14 protein-coding genes are annotated in these 19,206 nt (G+C 42.4%); 4 read left to right on the top strand and 10 right to left on the bottom strand.

Annotated elements, in window-relative coordinates:
* Positions 1 to 544 precede the first annotated feature (544 nt).
* The 3 genes from EGV92_RS05860 to EGV92_RS05870 all read left to right on the top strand — a co-directional run bounded on the left by EGV92_RS05860 (position 545) and on the right by EGV92_RS05870 (position 4,809).
* Positions 545 to 3,175, top strand: a complete 2,631-nt coding sequence (locus EGV92_RS05860; protein WP_131668305.1) for a RelA/SpoT family protein — start codon at positions 545 to 547, stop codon at positions 3,173 to 3,175.
* A 114-nt stretch (positions 3,176 to 3,289) separates the two neighbouring features.
* Positions 3,290 to 4,249, top strand: a complete 960-nt coding sequence (gene mutM / locus EGV92_RS05865; protein WP_131668306.1) for a bifunctional DNA-formamidopyrimidine glycosylase/DNA-(apurinic or apyrimidinic site) lyase — start codon at positions 3,290 to 3,292, stop codon at positions 4,247 to 4,249.
* A 131-nt stretch (positions 4,250 to 4,380) separates the two neighbouring features.
* Positions 4,381 to 4,809, top strand: coding sequence for a hypothetical protein (locus EGV92_RS05870; protein ID WP_131668307.1), 429 nt, complete (start codon positions 4,381 to 4,383; stop codon positions 4,807 to 4,809).
* A gap of 557 nt (positions 4,810 to 5,366) precedes the next feature.
* On the opposite strand, the gene mscL is transcribed toward EGV92_RS05870, so the two are convergent.
* The 3 genes from mscL to EGV92_RS05885 all read right to left on the bottom strand — a co-directional run bounded on the left by mscL (position 5,367) and on the right by EGV92_RS05885 (position 9,674).
* On the bottom strand, positions 5,367 to 5,810 hold the full coding sequence (gene mscL / locus EGV92_RS05875) for a large conductance mechanosensitive channel protein MscL (RefSeq protein ID WP_131668308.1): 444 nt from the start codon (positions 5,808 to 5,810) through the stop codon (positions 5,367 to 5,369).
* Between the two features lie 363 nt (positions 5,811 to 6,173).
* Positions 6,174 to 8,021 (bottom strand): translational GTPase TypA, encoded by a 1,848-nt coding sequence (typA, locus tag EGV92_RS05880; protein ID WP_131668309.1) that lies wholly within the window; start codon positions 8,019 to 8,021, stop codon positions 6,174 to 6,176.
* 327 nt (positions 8,022 to 8,348) lie between these two features.
* Complete coding sequence (locus tag EGV92_RS05885) at positions 8,349 to 9,674, bottom strand: OmpA family protein (protein WP_131668310.1); 1,326 nt, start codon at positions 9,672 to 9,674, stop codon at positions 8,349 to 8,351.
* Between the two features lie 1,000 nt (positions 9,675 to 10,674).
* Here EGV92_RS05885 and EGV92_RS05890 point away from each other — a divergent pair.
* Entirely contained in the window at positions 10,675 to 11,220 is a 546-nt protein-coding gene (locus EGV92_RS05890; RefSeq protein ID WP_131668311.1) for a pilus assembly FimT family protein, read from the top strand.
* 49 nt (positions 11,221 to 11,269) lie between these two features.
* Here the strand turns inward: EGV92_RS05890 and pdxJ are convergent, their stop codons facing one another.
* The 7 genes from pdxJ to lepA form a co-directional block, all read right to left on the bottom strand.
* The gene (gene pdxJ / locus EGV92_RS05895) at positions 11,270 to 12,016 is read right to left on the bottom strand and encodes a pyridoxine 5'-phosphate synthase (protein ID WP_131668312.1); all 747 of its coding nucleotides are present in this window, start codon (positions 12,014 to 12,016) and stop codon (positions 11,270 to 11,272) included.
* A gap of 52 nt (positions 12,017 to 12,068) precedes the next feature.
* Positions 12,069 to 12,785: a DNA repair protein RecO gene (gene recO, locus EGV92_RS05900; protein ID WP_131668313.1), complete on the bottom strand. Its 717-nt coding sequence runs from the start codon at positions 12,783 to 12,785 to the stop codon at positions 12,069 to 12,071.
* A 39-nt stretch (positions 12,786 to 12,824) separates the two neighbouring features.
* Positions 12,825 to 13,862 carry a GTPase Era gene (gene era / locus EGV92_RS05905; RefSeq protein ID WP_423227901.1) on the bottom strand — a complete coding sequence of 346 codons (1,038 nt, stop codon included), beginning with the start codon at positions 13,860 to 13,862 and terminating at the stop codon, positions 12,825 to 12,827.
* Between the two features lie 361 nt (positions 13,863 to 14,223).
* Positions 14,224 to 15,009: a ribonuclease III gene (gene rnc, locus EGV92_RS05910; RefSeq protein ID WP_131668314.1), complete on the bottom strand. Its 786-nt coding sequence runs from the start codon at positions 15,007 to 15,009 to the stop codon at positions 14,224 to 14,226.
* Positions 15,010 to 15,093: 84 nt separating this feature from the next.
* The gene (locus EGV92_RS05915) at positions 15,094 to 15,489 is read right to left on the bottom strand and encodes a DUF4845 domain-containing protein (RefSeq protein WP_131668315.1); all 396 of its coding nucleotides are present in this window, start codon (positions 15,487 to 15,489) and stop codon (positions 15,094 to 15,096) included.
* A 446-nt stretch (positions 15,490 to 15,935) separates the two neighbouring features.
* Positions 15,936 to 16,838, bottom strand: coding sequence for a signal peptidase I (lepB, locus tag EGV92_RS05920; protein ID WP_131668316.1), 903 nt, complete (start codon positions 16,836 to 16,838; stop codon positions 15,936 to 15,938).
* Positions 16,839 to 17,068: 230 nt separating this feature from the next.
* Entirely contained in the window at positions 17,069 to 18,868 is a 1,800-nt protein-coding gene (gene lepA, locus EGV92_RS05925; protein ID WP_131668317.1) for a translation elongation factor 4, read from the bottom strand.
* Between the last annotated feature and the right edge of the window lie 338 nt (positions 18,869 to 19,206).

Raw genomic sequence — 19,206 nt, forward strand, 5'->3', positions numbered from 1 at the left:
TCGCCTAAAATATCTTGAATTACTAAAATCGGACTTCATATAGACCTTAGTATTGCTAAAGGGTTGGCTGTTGATAACCAGATTGGTAATTAGAAAGATATATTTGTATAATAAGCTTAGCATTAAAGTCTCTGTGGTTATTCAACTGGCTACTTTTTAATCTCTTTTAAGCCTAAGTAGTATTGGTAAGATAGCATATTTTAAAGCGCCCCCGTCTAGACTCCCAAACCCTAGCCATAACCATCATGACGCTAAATGGAGACAAAATAGGAGTTAATCCTACTCTCCGTGACTATTCAGCCAGTCATCCTTACGTTGTCTAGGCTAAAATATCTTTTTTACCTTCACTATTATTTATGGTCAATAATAATTGCTTATTGAAATTAAGCGTCTCAATCAACTGCACTACTTTTCCAGAAATACCACTAAAGGACCTTACTATTCTTGCCTTATCACTCTTTATTTAATGGCAAATATCAGCTGGCTTTTCGACTGGACTATCGGTGCAATAGAAGACGACAAATATCGCTAAAAGGAGCACGCTGTGGTTAAGATTCGCGAAGGACTGCCATTAGTTGATGGTCAAACCACTCATACGGATAGTGCGACCTTGGCGGCGCAGCTAGTGGCGAACCAGCGATCACAGCAATCCGCTAATGCCTATGCTCAGATGCCGATAGATATTAAAGAGCAGTTAGCGACCCGCAAGCTTCATACTACTTTGGACCGATCAGCATTGCGCACGCGTCAAGACCAAGATGACGACGGACTTCAACACATCCTATCTCATGATGCCAAAGACATTACTCGTCAAGACTTGCTGACCAAATCACAGCGTCTTAAGTCCAATGAACATCAACACTCATCAATGCGCCACTCTGGTTCAGTTCAGTTTGACCTTGATGATATGGAAGATGTCACTGAGCTTAACATCGATGTGCCAGCTTGGCTTGATGGTGTCGCCAAGCGAATTGGTTATGAGGAGCTTCCGACGCTTAAGGCCGCTTGTGAGTTTATTCGCAATCAGATGACCACAGCCGAATCAGAGCGCTCAGGAGCTTATGTCACTGGGATTGGGATGACAGATATCCTAACCTACCTTTATCAGGACGAAGATGCGCTTGTTGCCGCGATGCTCTATCGTAGTGCACGAAAAAAGCTTATCTCGTTGCAAGATATTCGTCAGCATTTTGGCGAAGACATTCATACGTTAGTCAAAGATACCCTATCAATGGGACAGCTATCTGAGATTATTGAGAGTAACAAGCGCTTAGAAGATCATTTTGCTAATAACCAACGTGAGCAGCTATCTAATATTTATAGCATGCTCATCTCAGTTACCAACGACGTTCGCGTGGTCCTTATTAAACTGGCAGAGCGTACTTTTGCCATGCGGGAGTTATCATTCTCCAATCCTGAACGTCAGCAGCGGGTAGCGCGTGAGGTTATGACGATTTACGCACCGCTTGCCCACCGCTTAGGAATAGCTCAATTAAAATGGGAGCTAGAGGATCTATCATTTCGCTATCTTGCGCCCGATCGTTATAAAGAGATCGCCAAACTACTATCAGAAAAACGTAGCGAGCGTGAGGCCTACATTGACCGCGTACAAAACCAACTCAATAATGCCTTGAGTCAGTCAGGTATTAAAGGCGATGTTTCAGGCCGCGTCAAACATATCTATTCGATCTATCGCAAGATGAAGCTCAAGGGTTTGTCATTTGATCAGCTCTATGACATTCGTGCCCTTCGAGTCCTAGTGGAGACACCGGCAGATTGCTATTATGTCCTTGGTCTGGTGCACGGCTTATGGCGTCATATCCCTGAGCAGTTTGACGACTATATTACCAATCCCAAATCCAATGGCTATCGCTCGCTACACACTGCCGTTATCGCTGAGCAAAAGTCACTAGAAGTGCAGATTCGAACCCATGATATGCATTTTGAAGCTGAGCTGGGTATGTGCGCTCACGTGAACTATAAAGAAGGGCTCAAAAATAAAAAGGACAACTATCTTAATCAGAAGATAAGCTCACTGCGCCAGTTATTGTCCCTTAATAATAGCGATAATAAAGCCCAGGCGAAGCCCAATTTTGACGATGGTTCAGACGAAGCAGAGTTATCAGAGCTTGATGAAGAAGAGCAAACTGTCGACTTCGGTGAGTTTGAGCGTATCTATGTGTTCAGCCGTGATGGGGATATTACGGAGCTGCCCAAAGGAGCGACGGTCCTCGATTTTGCCTACTATGTGCATACCCAAGTCGGCAATCGTGCTCAGGCCGCTCGTGTTAACCAACGTTATGTCCCGCTTACTTATCAGCTCAAAACTGGTGAGCAGGTTGAGATTATTACCAAATCCTCTCGTGAGCCTAACCGAGACTGGTTAGTGGCGTCATTGGGCTATATCCATACCAATAGAGCGCGGTCTAAGCTTCGTCAATGGTTCAATCGCCAAGACCGTGATAAGAATATTGAGATTGGACGGCAGATGCTAGCAAAAGAGCTTGATCGCCTCTCCGTACATCCTAACAGTATTGATTTGGCGGATTATATTCAATTTTTTAACGCTAATACTGCTGATGATATCTTGGTCGGGCTGGTTACGGGCGACATAGGCCTGCACCAACTAACCAATCATATCTCCAAGCAGCTTCAGCTTGAGCCTGAAAAAGATGATGAGGTATTTACTCCCAGTGTGCATCCTAAGGCCACAGGGAAATTAGATGCTTATAAGATCTGCGTCGATGGTTTAGACAATATTGAAATTAACCTTGCCGGCTGCTGTCACCCTGTTCACGGTGAGCCGATTGCGGGATTTATCACTCAATCTAAAGGCGTGAGCATCCATAATAGGGGTTGCCCTGAGTATAATCGTATGATTGAGCGCGAACCTGAACGTAAAATTAGCGCAACATGGCATTCAAAGTCAGGTCGCCACCAGCCGGTAAATATCTGCTTGGAAGCCTATGATCGACGCGGTCTACTACGAGATTTAACTCAGGTTATGGACAATGAGAATGTCAATATTCGTCAGGTTGAGACCATCAGTACCGATGACAATATTGCTTATTTGAAATTCCATATCGAAGTCGGTGGTCTATCACATTTGTCCAAACTACTGGCCAAGCTTGAGCAGCAACCTGGAATTCTGCACGCACGCCGTGACGTCACATAACCTATGTATGGCCTATATTATTTATAGGTCATAAACTCTCAATAACGCTGATGATTGCCATTAAAGTCATCATGAATCTCACTGCCCTCATACTCTGGATACTTTGTTTTAATTATGCCTGAATTACCCGAGGTCGAAACCACCAAAGCGAGTCTTTCGCCACTAATTGGTCATACCATTAGCCAGGTTCAAGTCTTTCAGCCGAAGCTACGCTGGTCGATGCCATCAGACTTAAACCGTCTAGTCGGCTATCAGTTGCAAAGCGTATCGCGAAGGGCCAAATACCTTATATTAACTTTTAAGCCAGATCCGAGTATCAAAGCTGAGACGGACGCTAATACTACAGTGCCACCGACCAAACGTCTGCTTATTCACTTAGGAATGTCCGGTAGCCTGCAACAGTACCCAGCTGACAGTGCTATTCGAAAACATGACCATTTAATCCTCAATTTTTCGGATGCTTCTGGAGCGCAGACCCAGCTTCATTATCACGATCCGAGACGCTTTGGAGCGGTACTCTGGCACGATGATTATGCTGACAAGCTGCTCAATCATTTAGGTGTAGAACCGTTATCTGAGACATTTACTGCAGAATATCTCTATAATATTATTCAGCGTATCGACCTGGCTGAAAATAAAAATACTGACAGCACTAAGCCTATAAGTAGGACTAACAAGCGTCAAAGACGGCCCATAGAACGACCCATAAAGACCGTTATTATGGAGCAACAAGTGGTGGTAGGCGTCGGCAATATCTATGCTGCAGAGAGTCTGCATTTAGCTAAAATCCATCCAGCTACTCCAGCTAATGTATTAACGAAAACTCAGCTTGAGCTATTGGTCAAACATATAAAGAGCGTGTTGACTAAGTCCATTAAACTTGGCGGCTCTACATTGAAAGACTTTACGGTAGCCAGTGGTCAGACCGGCTACTTCCAGCAGACGCTACACGTATATGGTCGTCAAGGTGAGGCTTGCCTGCACTGCGGTCATACCCTTGATAACCTTAAGCTAGGCGGTAGAGCCAGTGTCTTTTGTCCACACTGTCAACCCTTGGCTTCATTGCCCATTTAATTGTCTTGCTTATATGCTAACAACTTGTTTTAATAGCTACTATAGCCAAATAAGCTCAAGTTGAGCAGTCGCAAGGTGCGCATTGGTTATTTAAATTTGCTTAGACAATATGCAACTTTGAGGATTCTATTATGGTGGTAGTTCACCCTATTAAAAAAAATATACTTGCCCTTAGTACCGTCATAGCTTTGATGCTGACACAGCAGTCAGCACAAGCAGCCATAGAAATTGATGAGGCTAATTTTGGTCCCTCTTATGAGACCATGGTAGTTGATACGGTTGTAGGCAAGCCGCTGCAGTTAGTAAATGCAGTTGCTGGGACTGCCGCTTATATCGTCAGCCTTCCCTTCTCCGCTGTTGGTGGTAATGCAGATCAAGCTCAGCAAAAGCTATTTGTAGAGCCATGGCAAGCCATGAGTCGCTGCCTAGGCTGCACTGTAGCTGAAGACAATTACTATAAGTCACAGTCGAATAATGATGATGTCGTGCGTATCGTTGTCGATAAGCCTTCTGAGATATTAATTAGTACCAATGACCAAGTCATCGTTATGCCTCAATAATGTATTAAAGCATTGAGTGGCTAGTCATTGGCTGAAGCACAATCCAGCTGGTATGGCCTATAAAGGTGCTGCTCCACTATAGTGGATTCAAGTTGAAGCTGCTATCTATGTTAATACTACTGAAATTTAATATCTATTGACTAGTCTAGTAGTGGCTAATGGTAAATGATGCTAGGGTAGATACTCTATAACCGTTACCTAAGAACTTTTGCTTTATTCGAACGATCTGGCCTATATTTCTTTATACTACATTTCTAGTACTGTCACTTTCATAATTATTTAACTCTACTAGCCTACAATCTTTTGAGTCAATTCAGTTAAACACTACTAAAAAGGGCCAACTCATTGAGTTGGCCCTTTTGTTCTAGATTTAGACTAGTATGCTGCTTCAATCTATAAGCTGAAGCACTGTTCTTAACATGCAGACTATATAACTGGGAAATAACACATTTCACTCAACATCTAAAGAGTTGCCTAAAGAGCAAGAGTAGTCATGAACCTGCTTTAAACAATCTATACTCTATAGCCAACATCTTGCAGTGGATACTTTGACCCTACTATTTGAGAGTAGTGGTTGAAGAGTTACCAAGCTTGCTACTAATCTCACGCAGTAATACTATTTCTTCAGCAGGTGCAGCTGGGGCTTCTTCTTCTTTACGGCGTAATCTATTAACTGCTTTCACCATCATAAAGATAATAAATGCCAAGATTAAGAAGTTAATCAGTACGGTAATAAAGTTACCATAAGCTAATATAGGTACACCCGCTTCTTTTAGTGCGTCGTAATTTCTAGCAACGCCTTCAGGTACGTTTCCTAGTACCACAAACATGTTTTTGAAATTCAATTCGCCGCCGAATATCATCGCCACAATTGGCATAATGATATCTTCAACCAGTGAAGTAGTAATGGTACTAAAGGCGCCGCCAATGATAACACCGACTGCAAGATCCATTACATTGCCCTTGAGGGCAAATTCTTTAAACTCAGACATCATACTCATAGCATATTATCCTCAATGTATTATTTAGTATTTTATACATTAAATACTTGTTTGATTTAGCATAACTATTTAGCCATGCTGTGTTAGCGCGAATAGATAATGATTCTCATTTATATCTACTCTAGTGACATTAAAGCAAAAAAAGGCCAAAAAAAATAGTAGCAAGAACCGGAAAATAACTATCCAATTCGCTGCTACTAATTTTCACATCGGGCATGTTTTTCACATAGAGGACAAGTATGCCTATAATCGCTATTTTACTGAATAAAAGTTTAGTAGTAAATTGTCATCATTTAGTTACAAACTCTTAAGCAAATAAATCAAACGACTCATCCTAGTACCCTAATGTTAAGCATCTTGCTCTTAGGCATCTTTCTTACGAGCATGACGCTTACGCTCACTCTCAGTCAAATAGCGCTTACGGAGGCGAATAGCTTTAGGTGTGACTTCAACCAGTTCATCATCTTGAATAAATTCAAGAGCCTGTTCAAGAGTAAACTTGACAGCTGGGGTCAAAGTAAGTGCTTCGTCAGTACCACTGGCTCGAACGTTAGTTAGCTGCTTAGCAGTGGTTGGGTTCACCACCATATCATCGCTACGCGAGTTAAGCCCGACGATCATACCTTCATAAACCTCAAGCTGTGGCTCAGCGAATAGCTTACCACGCTTTTGCAGATTGAATAGGGCGAAGCCTAGGCAAGTACCTGTCGCCATCGACACCAACACACCGTTAGAGCGGCCGCCTACTTCACCGATCTTCTGTGGTCCATAATGCGAGAAACTAGAGGTCATGATACCGCTACCTGAGGTCAGAGTCAGAAACTCTGAACGGAAGCCGATAAGACCACGAGCTGGCATCGTCGCTTCAATACGCATACGGCCTTTGCCATCGAGCTGCATATCGGTCATCTCACCCTTACGTAGACCCACTTGCTCCATAATAGCGCCTTGATGCTCTTCTTGAACATCAAAGATCACATTTTCATAAGGCTCTTGAAGCTCACCATCTATTTCTTTTACGATAACTTCTGGACCAGAGACACCAAGCTCAAACCCTTCGCGGCGCATGTTTTCAATCAAAACTGATAGATGCAGCTCACCACGACCTGAAACTTTAAATTTATCAGGAGATTCGGTGTCTTCGACACGTAAGGCCACGTTATGGATAAGTTCACGCTCTAAACGCTCGCGGATATTACGCGATGTTACAAACTTACCTTCACGACCAGCAAACGGCGAGTTGTTAACTTGGAAGTTCATAGAGACCGTAGGTTCATCGACTGTCAATGCTGGTAGCGCTTCAACGTTATTTGGGTCACAAATAGTGTCAGAAATATTTAGCGCGTCAATACCGGTAATACAAACAATGTCACCTGCTTGAGCGCTATCAACATCAATACGATCTAGACCATGGTAGCCCATGATTTTTAGGATTCGGCCATTGCGGGTCTTGCCATCTTTATCGATAACAGTGACTTGGGTATTGGTCTTGACCTGACCACGCTCAATACGACCGATACCGATAACCCCAACAAAGCTATTATAGTCGAGGCTTGAGATTTGCATTCTAAATGGCGCATCGGCGTCAACCTGAGGGGGCTGAACGACATTGACAATAGTCTCAAAAAGAGGCGTCATATCTTCTGCCAAATCATCAGCTTCCAGCCCCGCTACACCATTTAGAGCAGAAGCATAAACGATTGGGAAATCTAGCTGCTCATCAGTAGCGCCAAGATTGTCAAACAAGTCAAAAATCTGATCCATTACCCAGTCAGGACGTGAGCCTGGACGGTCGATTTTGTTAATAACAACGATAGGTTTGAGACCTTGTTCAAAGGCCTTTGAAGTCACAAAGCGAGTCTGCGGCATAGGACCATCTACAGCATCGACGACCAGTAGCACACAGTCAACCATAGACATAACACGTTCTACTTCACCACCAAAGTCAGCGTGACCTGGCGTATCTACGATATTAATACGGTATTCTGTATCATCTTTCTTGTTGTACCATTTTAAAGCTGTATTCTTAGCCAGAATGGTAATACCACGTTCTTGCTCAATATCCCCTGAGTCCATCGCGCGCTCTGCAATATTTGCGCGGTCATCAAAGGTACCTGACTGGTGTAATAGCTTATCTACTAGCGTTGTTTTACCGTGGTCAACGTGGGCAATGATTGCAATATTACGCAGGTTCTGAATGTCGTTCGCCATATAAAGTGCTCTTTTGGTTATATAAAATACCTTAAACTAAAACCTACCTAGCATTAGTGCAAATAATATCAGCACCAAGCTAAGCGATTATAAGTTCTTAGGGCAGGTAGTATATCATTATTAAGTGATAAATTTGTGACTTAAGTGGACTAGAGTTTCACTATAAAGGTAATTAGCGGTATTAGCCACCTATAGCTATACCCCATCTCTAGTTATAATAAGGCTTTTGATAATAAATTTTATTAAATTATCCTTCAGCACAATAGAAAAAAGCCACCATTATGGTGGCTTTTTTACTGAAATACTAACTAATAACTAAAGCGAGATTTATTGAACAACCATATCTTTAGTTTGATCAACAGTCATAGTTTTGTCACCAGTAATGATGGCATAAACACGACGGTTCATTGCACGACCTTCTTCAGTATCGTTTGGCGCGATTGGACGGTCATAACCGTAACCAACAGTGCTTAAGCGGCCTGGAGCGATACCGAACTGGTTAGTCAACATAGACTTAACAGCTACAGCACGGGCTTCAGATAGACGCTGGTTGTAGCGTGCTGAAGGACCAGTTTTAGAAGCGTGACCTTCGATACGAGCTGTTGAGTTAGGATACTCGCGCATCTTCTCAGCTACTTTAGCGATTTCAGGCTGGTACTGAGCTTTGATGTTAGACTTATCGTTGTCGAAGAAGACACGAAGTTCCATTTTCAATTCGTCAGTTAGATCGACTTGACGTGCACAGCCGCGCTCGTCAACGACGACATTCATTGCAGTACCTGGGCAAGCATCTTCAGCATCGATTACGCCATCGCCATCAGAGTCAACTTCTTGTTGAACTGGCTCTACAACGACTACTGGAGTAGTGTCAACTAATGGCGCTTCAGGCTCTACAGTAGGTGGTACTGCTACTGTTGGCGCTAGGTGACCACCTAGTACAACTTCTAGACCAGCTAAGGCCATGCCTTCCCACCAGTCGTTATCGAAGTTATGGATAGCACGAGCTTCACCACGTAGGCTTAGTGCGTCATTGATGCGGTACATAGCACCAAGACCTAGGTTACCGATAGTGTCAGTAGACTCAGCAACTTCAGTTCCTGCAGGTACGTTTTGACCAGCTTTAGTACCTTGGGCATTACCAGTAGCGGTATAAGCTTCTTGGTTTTCTACTTTAATCTTAGACTGACCAGCACCAACTAGTACGTATGGCTTGAATGGGCTTTCAGTGTAACCACTGAACTCTTCAGTACCGATTAGGAAGTTACCAGATAGGGTTTGCTGTTCAACGTCAAAACGGTTAACACCAGCTTTAGCTGAATCTTCTGAAGCTTCGCCATTAGCGTTAGAAACACCATACTCAACTTGGAACTGAGTAGAAGGAGTTAATTCGATACCAAGGGCAGCACCAGTGTAAAGACCGCTTTCTTGAGCAACGCCACCGTTGTTATTACCACGATTGCCATTACCAATTACATCGCCATTAGCGTTTTCATATAAGTTTTTACCGGTACGAAGCACATCACGCTGTTCGTCAGCAGCTTCGTCAGTATAGTGATAACCTAGTAATAGGGGGCTAACTGTAACACCAGCAGTTGCTGCCATTGGTGCTGCAGCTACTGCAACTAATGCTAGAGCAATTTTATTCAATTTCATGGACTTCCTCCAAAGGATGATTTGAGTCATGCATTAAGCAAAACCAACTTTCAACTGTATCCTATAGTAAGTTACCCTCTAAAAGGGATATACCACACTATAAAACAATTACGAAGTAGCTTAGCGACTATCATTAAAGTTTACAACTTTTTTCTGTTAGCAGCTACACATTATTACATCTTAACATACAAATAGTATCTAAATCAGCAAGGTAACTTTCAATATTATACAGAGAACCCAAGCAATTTAAGACACTAATACCTATAAGGTACAGTCATTAATAATCAGCTTTTTACATTAAACGGCATATTACCGTTATCGATAAAATTGAAAAAACGATTACTGTCAAAATAATACTAACAACTGGTATTAACCTACTATGGAAGCTAAAGTTATACAGAAAGGCAAAACTATCTTCTAGCTTTCACCCACCACACTTTAGCAATACTTTCAAATCTTTTTAAACTTAGATTATTAGTTTAATCCATATCAACTAATTAAGCTACTCGCTACATTAAATTGTAACTAATTTGAAACAAATTATGACATTCTCACTTTAATCGCCAATAAAACTAATGCTACCTATAACTAAATATTGAAATAACCTGTTATTACCTGTATTAATAAGACTTATAAAAAAAAATTAACTATTAAAACTTATTTTTTAATTAATTTTACCAGTTAATATTCGTTATTTTTGCTCTGTAGCTCTGTGCCTGCTTGATTTACCCTCTCAATAAAATTAAGGGCTGAGTAATGAAGTGGTTATGCGGTTAAGTATATGAATAGTGATCTTAGCTGATTTTTCATGCTGTTATTAATCATAGTGCTTAGATATTTATCTTGTGAATAGCACACAAGACTTTGAAAAGTTGCATCGTATGCTCGTATAGCGACTAGCTGATTTTAGACTAAATCAACTTTTATCCCTAAGAGAAAGCTTCGATATAGACAATAAAGCGCCGCCTACACTAATAATAAAAACAATGAGGAAGTTAGCATGTATTCAGTGGAGCAAAAACAAGGAAAAACCTTAATAGAACTATTAGTGGTGATGATCATTTTAGGCATTGTTCTTACTCTAGCGGCTCCTAGCATCAAGCAACTGCGAGCCAATATGGAAGCAAAACGGATTAGAGCGCAACTATTTAGCACATTAAAACAAGCCAGGTCAGAGAGTTATATTACCAGACAGAACATTTTATTTTGTTTGGCCGCAGGTAGCGGTATTTGTCAAAAAGATAATGGCAAATTATTATTACTATTCGTTGATAAAAATAATAATAAACGCTTTGATACTTTAAGTGATCAATTAATCCTCAAAGAAGCTTTAAATTTAAAATACGCTACGTTGCGCCTAAGAGCCTCTGGCCACGCTTATGTCAAATTCTTTGGTAGTACGGGAACACCAAAAGGTTATCAAGGCCACGTTAAATACTGTCCAACCAACTCCGACCCCAATCTTATGTATCAGGTATCATTTAACCTACTAGGAGGGCTTAAATATAAACCAAATCAGCAGCATGCGACGGGTTGTGATAAGTAGGTAGGATTGTCATTAGAATCTTTGTCACTAAAGCTACTGCTAGCAAGTTTCACTGACTCATCGCGGCCTTCATGGCTTTGACAGCATCAGCTAGTCCCATAAAGATAGCGTCAGCAATCAGCGCATGGCCAATATTCAGCTCATAAATGCCGTCAATTTTTGCAATTGTAGTTACATTGTCCCGCGTTAGACCGTGACCTGCGTTCACAATAAGTGATGAGTTTTGCGACTTAGCAAAATCTACTGCTGTTAGAATTCTATCCAGTTCTTGTTGTTCTTTTATGGCATCGTTAGCTAGCCCTGCTTCGGCATAAGCGCCAGTATGCAGCTCTATCGCATCAGCTTGGCAAGCATTAGCTGCTTCGATTTGAGCAGGTTCAGGATCGATAAATAGCGACACCTTGCAGCCAGCCGTATGCAGCTTTGCGATGACCTCGGCAATGTGTGATTGCTGAGCCACAACATCAAGACCGCCTTCTGTGGTTAGCTCTTCACGCTTCTCTGGTACTAAACACACCCATTCGGGTTTTACCTTACAGGCAATGTCAACCATTTCAGCAGTAGCAGCCAGCTCAAGATTCATCCGTGTAGTCAGCTTATCTGCCATCTCGAAGACGTCAGCATCTTGGATATGACGCCGATCTTCTCGAAGGTGCAAGGTGATACCATCGGCCCCTGCTTGCTCACACAGTAATGCAGCTTCTAGCGGGCTAGGGTACGGTACGCCCCGAGCTTGACGCAACGTAGCGACATGATCAATATTGACACCTAATAATGGGCGATGGCTTGTCGTCATAACCTTAAGTCTCACATTTAAAATTGGATGTATAATATAGGTTTATTTTAAGTTACCGATAGCGGTACTGCTGCTGCCACAATAGTCTACTTTGCAGCGGTTGATAGTCTAATAAATGATCAATCAAATCGCGATACAATTGCGACCATAGAGTCAGCGTATCCAGACAAATGCCTTTTTTTTGCATCTCTAACAAGGCATATCCACTAAAACGATTCGCCGCTACTCTTTCATCATGACCTTCATCACGCTCCCCCCCATCAGCTGCTATCATCTCAAAGCCACTGTCAGGCACATAACGATAAAATTTATGAATATCGATTGGCAATGCCGAGCTATCATGACTAAATAATATCTCATAGCCCAATGCACTAAATAAACTATGCTCAAAGGCGCGTAAGCAAAGCTTTAACTCATTTGCTGCTAAGGGCTGCCTTAAAGCATTTAGACTGGCTTCATACTGAGCCCAAAGGCTAGGGAAAGGGTCCTCAATGGGTAACAGTCGATACAATATCTCGTTTAAATACAGCGCGGCATACTGCTGACTACCTCGAATAGGAGGCTGAGACGCGCTCAGCTGTACTTGGCTGAAGCTCTTTAACGTACGCTTTCCACTAGCAAATAGCTGTAAGCTCTCAAATAACGGCAAACCTCTTTTACCGATACCATGGACGACACCAAAGCGCTCAGTAAACATATAATAAAGGGCACGTTTATCTTGATAAGGCCGGTGGTGTAGCAAATAACCCGTTAACGCTTGGTTTCGCATAGTGGCAACAGTAAGATGATCATCAAGTAACAGGCTAGGCTAGTAGCCCAAGCTCGTCAATGCTCGCTCATCGTCAGACCAGCCTTTTTTGACCTTAACCCACAAGGTAAGCATGACTTTTTTGGCAAATAGTTGCTCCATATCTTGCCGAGCATCGATACCTACTTGCTTAATTCTCTGGCCTTTGTCACCAATGACGATTGCTTTTTGGCCTTCTCTTTCTACAAAGATAGTGGCATCAATAAAGGTACAAGCCTTACGCTTTCGCCCTGTTTTAGGATCCTTATGCGCCTCTTCATCCTTAAAACCGTCAATCTGTACGGTGAGATCATAGGGCACTTCATCACCGGCACTGCGCATGATCTTTTCGCGAATAATTTCACTCGCTAAAAAGCGCTCTGAGCGATCTGTAATTTGCTCGCTGTCATAAATAGGCGCGCCGACTGGTAGATGCTTGGCAATGACTTCTTCTAGTCGGTCAAGATTTTGATTTTTAAGGGCAGAAACAGGCACGATATCTGCAAAATCAAAGCTTTCATTAAAGTCTTCAATTAACGGCAGAATACTACCTTTATCCTTAATCGTATCCGCTTTATTAATGACGAGTACGACAGTTAAATTGGTATCACCTAACTTTTGTAAGGTCAATAGGTCATCATCACGCCATTGATCTGAGTCCACAACGAACAGTACTAAGTCCACATCCACTAGTGCTGAAAAAGCAGCTTTGTTCATCCGCTCATTGATCGCGCGAACTTCATTATGATGGATACCGGGAGTGTCCACAAACACCGCTTGCATCTCATCATTCGTCAAGATGCCATGAATACGATGCCGGGTTGTTTGCGGCTTACGTGAAGTAATAGATAGCTTCTGACCTAAAAGATGATTCATCAAGGTAGACTTGCCGACATTGGGCCGACCAACAATGGCCACATAGCCTGACTTAAAAGTCTCAGCGGTGGCGGCTGAAGCATCACTGGCAAAAAACTCATCAATAGCGCTATGCGTCTCGGTGCCAACTTTAGCCACAGAATCGCTGCCCTTCTCGAAACTATTACTAGACTCACTGGACATTAATTCTGCCTTATCTGTCGTACTACTATCGGCAGCGATAGATGAAGAAGTCGGTGTGTCTTTGATATTTAAGTCATTCATTATGAAAATTTTTGCCTTATAATTTGAAAACTATAGATGATTAGGGATTAGAAGTAGATAGCTTAATAACAGCATAAACAAGGCTGGTGGTAACACAATAGGAAGTTATTTGGGCATGATTAAAGCGGCAGATAGAACTTAGTCAATCCACTCAAGATTTAGACTACAGTCACTGATATAGGTTTGTGCCGAGTTTTCTTATCAAGACTTATCGCCAAAAAATTTATATCTTCAACACGCGGCGCGTTGTTTTAAATAGCATCAACTATATTAGAGTCAATTAACGCTTTTTGGAAAACGCAGTCAACTTATTTAATTGAGCAACCATCAATTCAGCTGCTTTTTGCTCTGCAATACGGCGACTCTCTCCTGACTCGGTGATGTCAGGACATTCAGGGATATTCACCTGACACTTAACGACGAATATTTGATGCGGTGCATTGCCTCTGGTTTCGATAAGCTCATAAGTCGGTAGCTCTACTTGCTTGGCTTGTAACCACTCTTGCAGTCGGCTCTTAGCATCTTTGAGGACTTTTTGATTGTTTACGTTGTCAATCATATCCCCATACCAAGCCAATACGCAGCGTCTAACAGTATCAATATCCTGACTGTCCAAGTAAATAGCGCCAATCAATGACTCAACAGTATCTGCCAGTATTGAAGCTCGGTGACGGCCCCCACCTTTTCGCTCTCCTACCCCTAATATAAGGTAATCGCTCAGCGTCAATGACTTAGCAATCTTGACCAAACACTCTTGTCTGACCAAGGTGGCACGCATCCGTGTCAGTCGCCCTTCGTTGTCATTAGGATAGCGATGATACAATGCTTCACCAACGATCATACCTAATAAAGCATCCCCTAGGAACTCAAGACGCTCATAATTCTTTTTGCTATCAAAAGATCGATGCGTTAGAGCGAGCTTAGGCAGAGCAGGAGAGTTAAACTCATAGCCTAGATGCCGCGTCAATATACTTAGCCGCTGCAAAAACTCTGCGCTCACTTCTGCTTTAGCAATTGCTGACACTGGGGAGTTTGATACTGTCTGAAAAGAGTCTACAGGCTTCATGCTGTCCTAATTAAACGAGGATGGATCATTAAAAATATCGAGCAAACGCAAAAAGTTAAGGCGCTTAATTCTATCATCTAGCAGCTATCGTGCCTTATCATCGACCACAATGTCACTATCAAAACGATTAACAATATCTACATTCGCAAAGAAATGACTGGTCTTAGCATATTGTTTGTGAATGGCAAGCTCGCCTGCCCGCTTATTGGTAAAAGTAAAAATATCTTCAGCCTGCATATCGTAATTACTATTGATAGCCAGCTGGTTATTAACGGTATCTATAAATTTTTTGGCACTAACTTTATTGGCATTTGCCTCTTGGAGCTCATGAGTCAATAACTTGGTGAGCTGATAATCACTAATTTGTGCCGGAAGTATCGCTAACAGTAGCTTTACACCTACGATAAGAGCAAAGATCAGTAGGATAACCCCCACACTACTGGCACCACGCTGTTGCTCTGGAAGAGTACGCAAGATCATCCTAACTCCATTACAAGACTATTAGTTATTCGTTATTATCTTGCCACAGTACTTAGCTATTTAATGGTTTTTAGGCTATTAAGATGTGACCAACTAAAGCGTAAATAATTATAAGACTAGGAGGTCAGCCGATAATTAAACTTCAGACTTAAATCAGCGTTGACTCTTCGAAAGCTAGCTTAAGCGGCAACGTAATAACTGCCATTAAATTAAAAGTAAAGTACATTTATAGCGGTTTAGATATTAAGATAATATAGCACCTATTACCCTGTAAAGGGCGATTTATACCATTGCAAAGAAAGCACCTGTGTAAGTTTAGCGCCATATAGCTCCTACAATAACTCTCTGTTATGCGTTAACAGTTAACCTTTGGCTACCTTCTGGTTAAAAATTATCGCATACTAATCTCTAAGTCAATAATATCCACGATGTCGTCAAAGCAGTACTCAATCAATCGAGCCATTACGATTGAAGCTAGGCATATTAAGACCAGGCGCTTTATGCATCCAGATATAGACTGCCTTTCCCGCTAAATTTTTATCAGGAACAAAACCCCAGTATCGACCATCAGCGCTACGATCTCGGTTATCACCCATAACAAAATATTGATCCTCAGGAACCGTCAATTGCCACTGAGTACCTGCTGATGTCACGACATTCGGCGACATTACTTGCAAGAACGGCGCATATTGAGAACTATTGAAGTCTTCAAGGTAGCGGACAAGATGCTGATGTGTGCCTTGCTTTTCCTGATAATAAGTAGCATGGTCTTCTTCTTCACGCCCATACGCTGCTGCCTGCTCTTCTGTAACTGTCTCACCATTTGGTGTAGCTCCTGCAGGTATGAGTTGGGCGGTCAGATCCGCATCGGGGGTATAATTGGCAGCTTCGGTATCTATGCTCTCACCATTGATTGCTAATACCCCATTATTATAACTAACCGTATCGCCAGGCAAGCCAATCACGCGCTTGATATAGTAAATACTTGGGTCTTCAGGATAGCGAAATACCATAACATCGCCGTGCTCAGGACTGCCAGTATCAAGAAACTTAGTATAAGTCAGCGGCAGTCGCAATCCATAAGCAAATTTATTGACCGCAATAAAATCCCCAGTGTATAGAGTAGGCACCATAGATGAGGAAGGAATATTGAAAGGCTCAATCAAAAAGGAGCGTACAATAAGAACCACAGCAAGAATAGGGAAAAAGTCATAGGCGCTGCGTACTAAGGCCCCCTCTTTGCCTCGGCCTCGAGATTGGCGCTGTTTCCAAACCAGCTTATCTAGTAACCAGATAGCCCCTAACGCCAACGTTAATGGCACCAAAATCAAGTTAAAATCAAAATCCATCAACGTGCCCTTCATTCAAAAGAATAAAATTGTGCCTTCGATTGTTATTTTAGCGGCGCCGACCACTCACAAGCTTAGCTCCGAAACAATAACTTTAACAGCTTAAAGTCACTAACTCTCGAACCTAACTTTCGCCAGCTCAAATCCACATAAGGTATTAATATTACAGCCTTAGTTCTATAAGTTTAATCTTGAACTTTAAAGCACAAAACCAAACTAGTGGCTTAATCTTAATTATCCACTTGTAGCACAGCAAGGAACGCCTCTTGCGGGATATCCACGCTACCCACTTGCTTCATACGCTTCTTGCCTTCTTTTTGCTTAGACAGTAGCTTTTTCTTACGCGACACGTCACCACCATAGCATTTAGCAAGGACGTCTTTACGCATTGCTTTTACCGTACTTCGAGCAATAATTTGACTACCGATCGCTGCTTGAATAGCCACGTCAAACATCTGACGCGGAATAAGCTCTTTCATTTTCTCGACCAGCTGATTGCCTCGATAGCGCGCTTGTTCTTGATGGCAGATCATGGCTAAAGCATCTACTCTGTCACCATTAATTAACACGTCTACCTTGACCAGCTTATCCGTCTCATAACGTTCAAACTCATAATCTAACGAAGCAAAGCCACGTGAGACAGATTTTAGGCGATCAAAAAAGTCCATGACGACTTCGCCCATTGGTACGTCAAATACCATTTGGACTTGCTTACCCATAAACCGCATGTCTACTTGCACACCGCGTCGCTCCATACACAGAGTCATGACATTGCCCAAATAATCTTGAGGCACTAAGATATGACAGCGAGCGATAGGCTCACGAAACTCATCGATTTCGCCAGCCTCTGGTAATCTCGAAGGGTTGTCTACTTTGACAATATCACCATTCTTTTTCTTAATCTCATAGATTACAGAAGGCGCAGTGGTGATTAGGTCGAGATCGTACTCACGCTCAAGGCGCTCCTGAATAATCTCCATATGCAGCATACCCAAGAAGCCGCAGCGAAAGCCAAAGCCTAGTGCATCAGAGGTGTCCGGCTCAAAAAACAATGCAGCATCATTGATCTGTAAACGCTGTAATGCTTCACGGAACTTCTCAAAGTCGCTAGAGTCTACAGGAAATAATCCCGCATAAACCTGCGGAGTAATTTGTTTAAACCCAGGGATACGATCTACGTCAGGGGTCTTGGCATGAGTAATCGTATCGCCGACAGGAGCACCTTGAATGTCCTTAATCCCAGCAATAATAAACCCAACTTCACCCGCCTCTAAAATCCCAGTGTCTAAAGGTTTGGGCGTAAACACCCCGATAGAGCTTACTAGATGCGACTCTTTGGTAGACTTGATATATATCTTATCACCCTTGCTCACGGTACCTTGACGCACACGAACCAAAGACACCACGCCCAGATAATTATCAAACCATGAATCAATAATCAAAGCTTGCAAAGGCGCTTCGCGGTCACCAGTTGGTGCCGGAATCACCTCTACCAAGGTCTCTAACAACGCCTCAACGCCTAAGCCTGACTTGGCAGAGACTCGTGGTGCTTCAAGGGCCTCAATACCGATAATGTCCTCAATCTCTTGAATAACACGTTCAGGCTCGACCTGTGGTAGATCTATCTTGTTTAGCACTGGTAGCACTTCTAATCCCTGATCCACAGCAGTATAGCAATTGGCTACTGACTGAGCCTCTACCCCTTGCGCGGCATCAACGACCAATAAGGCTCCTTCACAAGCAGCCAAGGAGCGCGATACCTCGTAGGAAAAATCAACGTGACCTGGCGTGTCAATAAAGTTGAGCTGATAGCGCTCACCATTAGGATGGTCGTAATATAGTGTCACCGACTGCGCTTTAATGGTGATACCGCGCTCACGCTCAATATCCATTGAGTCTAAAACCTGAGCTTGCATCTCTCGATCTTGTAGTGCACCGCACATTTGAATAAAGCGGTCGGCTAAGGTCGATTTACCATGGTCAATATGGGCAATGATAGAAAAGTTACGAATGTTTGCTAATGCGGTCACAAATGCGCCTATTAAATATTGGATCAGTAAATAAATATGGAATCGGTAAGTGTTAAATCAATAACAGCTAACGTCATACTGGATTACAGTGAGCTACTATATCCGCCACCCACTGCGATGCCATTATAAATTATATACATTATCAGGCTTAGTAAATAACAGTCCTTTAAAAAAGCAGTTCAACTCACATTAATCTGCCTATTTCAAGCTAAAGTATAAAAGTGATAATGGCGCTGTGCAGTAAAATAGCGCGGGCAAATGGCGTGGGTAAATAACCATTATGTTACTCAGCTCTATAGCCGCCCATTTTAACAGCTTTAACAGTAAAGTAATATCCG

Source organism: Psychrobacter pygoscelis (assembly GCF_004335015.1).
In the GTDB taxonomy this organism is placed as follows: domain Bacteria; phylum Pseudomonadota; class Gammaproteobacteria; order Pseudomonadales; family Moraxellaceae; genus Psychrobacter; species Psychrobacter pygoscelis.

What these genes read in the sequence shown, in the direction of transcription:
- EGV92_RS05870 (WP_131668307.1), top strand. Translation starts at nt 4,381, where the DNA reads ATGGTGGTAGTTCACCCTATTAAAAAAAATATACTTGCCCTTAGTACC.
- recO (WP_131668313.1), bottom strand. Translation starts at nt 12,785, where the DNA reads ATGCGAAACCAAGCGTTAACGGGTTATTTGCTACACCACCGGCCTTAT.
- rnc (WP_131668314.1), bottom strand. Translation starts at nt 15,009, where the DNA reads ATGAAGCCTGTAGACTCTTTTCAGACAGTATCAAACTCCCCAGTGTCA.
- typA (WP_131668309.1), bottom strand. Translation starts at nt 8,021, where the DNA reads ATGGCGAACGACATTCAGAACCTGCGTAATATTGCAATCATTGCCCAC.
- era (WP_423227901.1), bottom strand. Translation starts at nt 13,862, where the DNA reads ATGTCCAGTGAGTCTAGTAATAGTTTCGAGAAGGGCAGCGATTCTGTG.
- pdxJ (WP_131668312.1), bottom strand. Translation starts at nt 12,016, where the DNA reads ATGACGACAAGCCATCGCCCATTATTAGGTGTCAATATTGATCATGTC.
- mscL (WP_131668308.1), bottom strand. Translation starts at nt 5,810, where the DNA reads ATGAGTATGATGTCTGAGTTTAAAGAATTTGCCCTCAAGGGCAATGTA.
- mutM (WP_131668306.1), top strand. Translation starts at nt 3,290, where the DNA reads ATGCCTGAATTACCCGAGGTCGAAACCACCAAAGCGAGTCTTTCGCCA.
- EGV92_RS05890 (WP_131668311.1), top strand. Translation starts at nt 10,675, where the DNA reads ATGTATTCAGTGGAGCAAAAACAAGGAAAAACCTTAATAGAACTATTA.
- lepB (WP_131668316.1), bottom strand. Translation starts at nt 16,838, where the DNA reads ATGGATTTTGATTTTAACTTGATTTTGGTGCCATTAACGTTGGCGTTA.
- EGV92_RS05915 (WP_131668315.1), bottom strand. Translation starts at nt 15,489, where the DNA reads ATGATCTTGCGTACTCTTCCAGAGCAACAGCGTGGTGCCAGTAGTGTG.
- EGV92_RS05885 (WP_131668310.1), bottom strand. Translation starts at nt 9,674, where the DNA reads ATGAAATTGAATAAAATTGCTCTAGCATTAGTTGCAGTAGCTGCAGCA.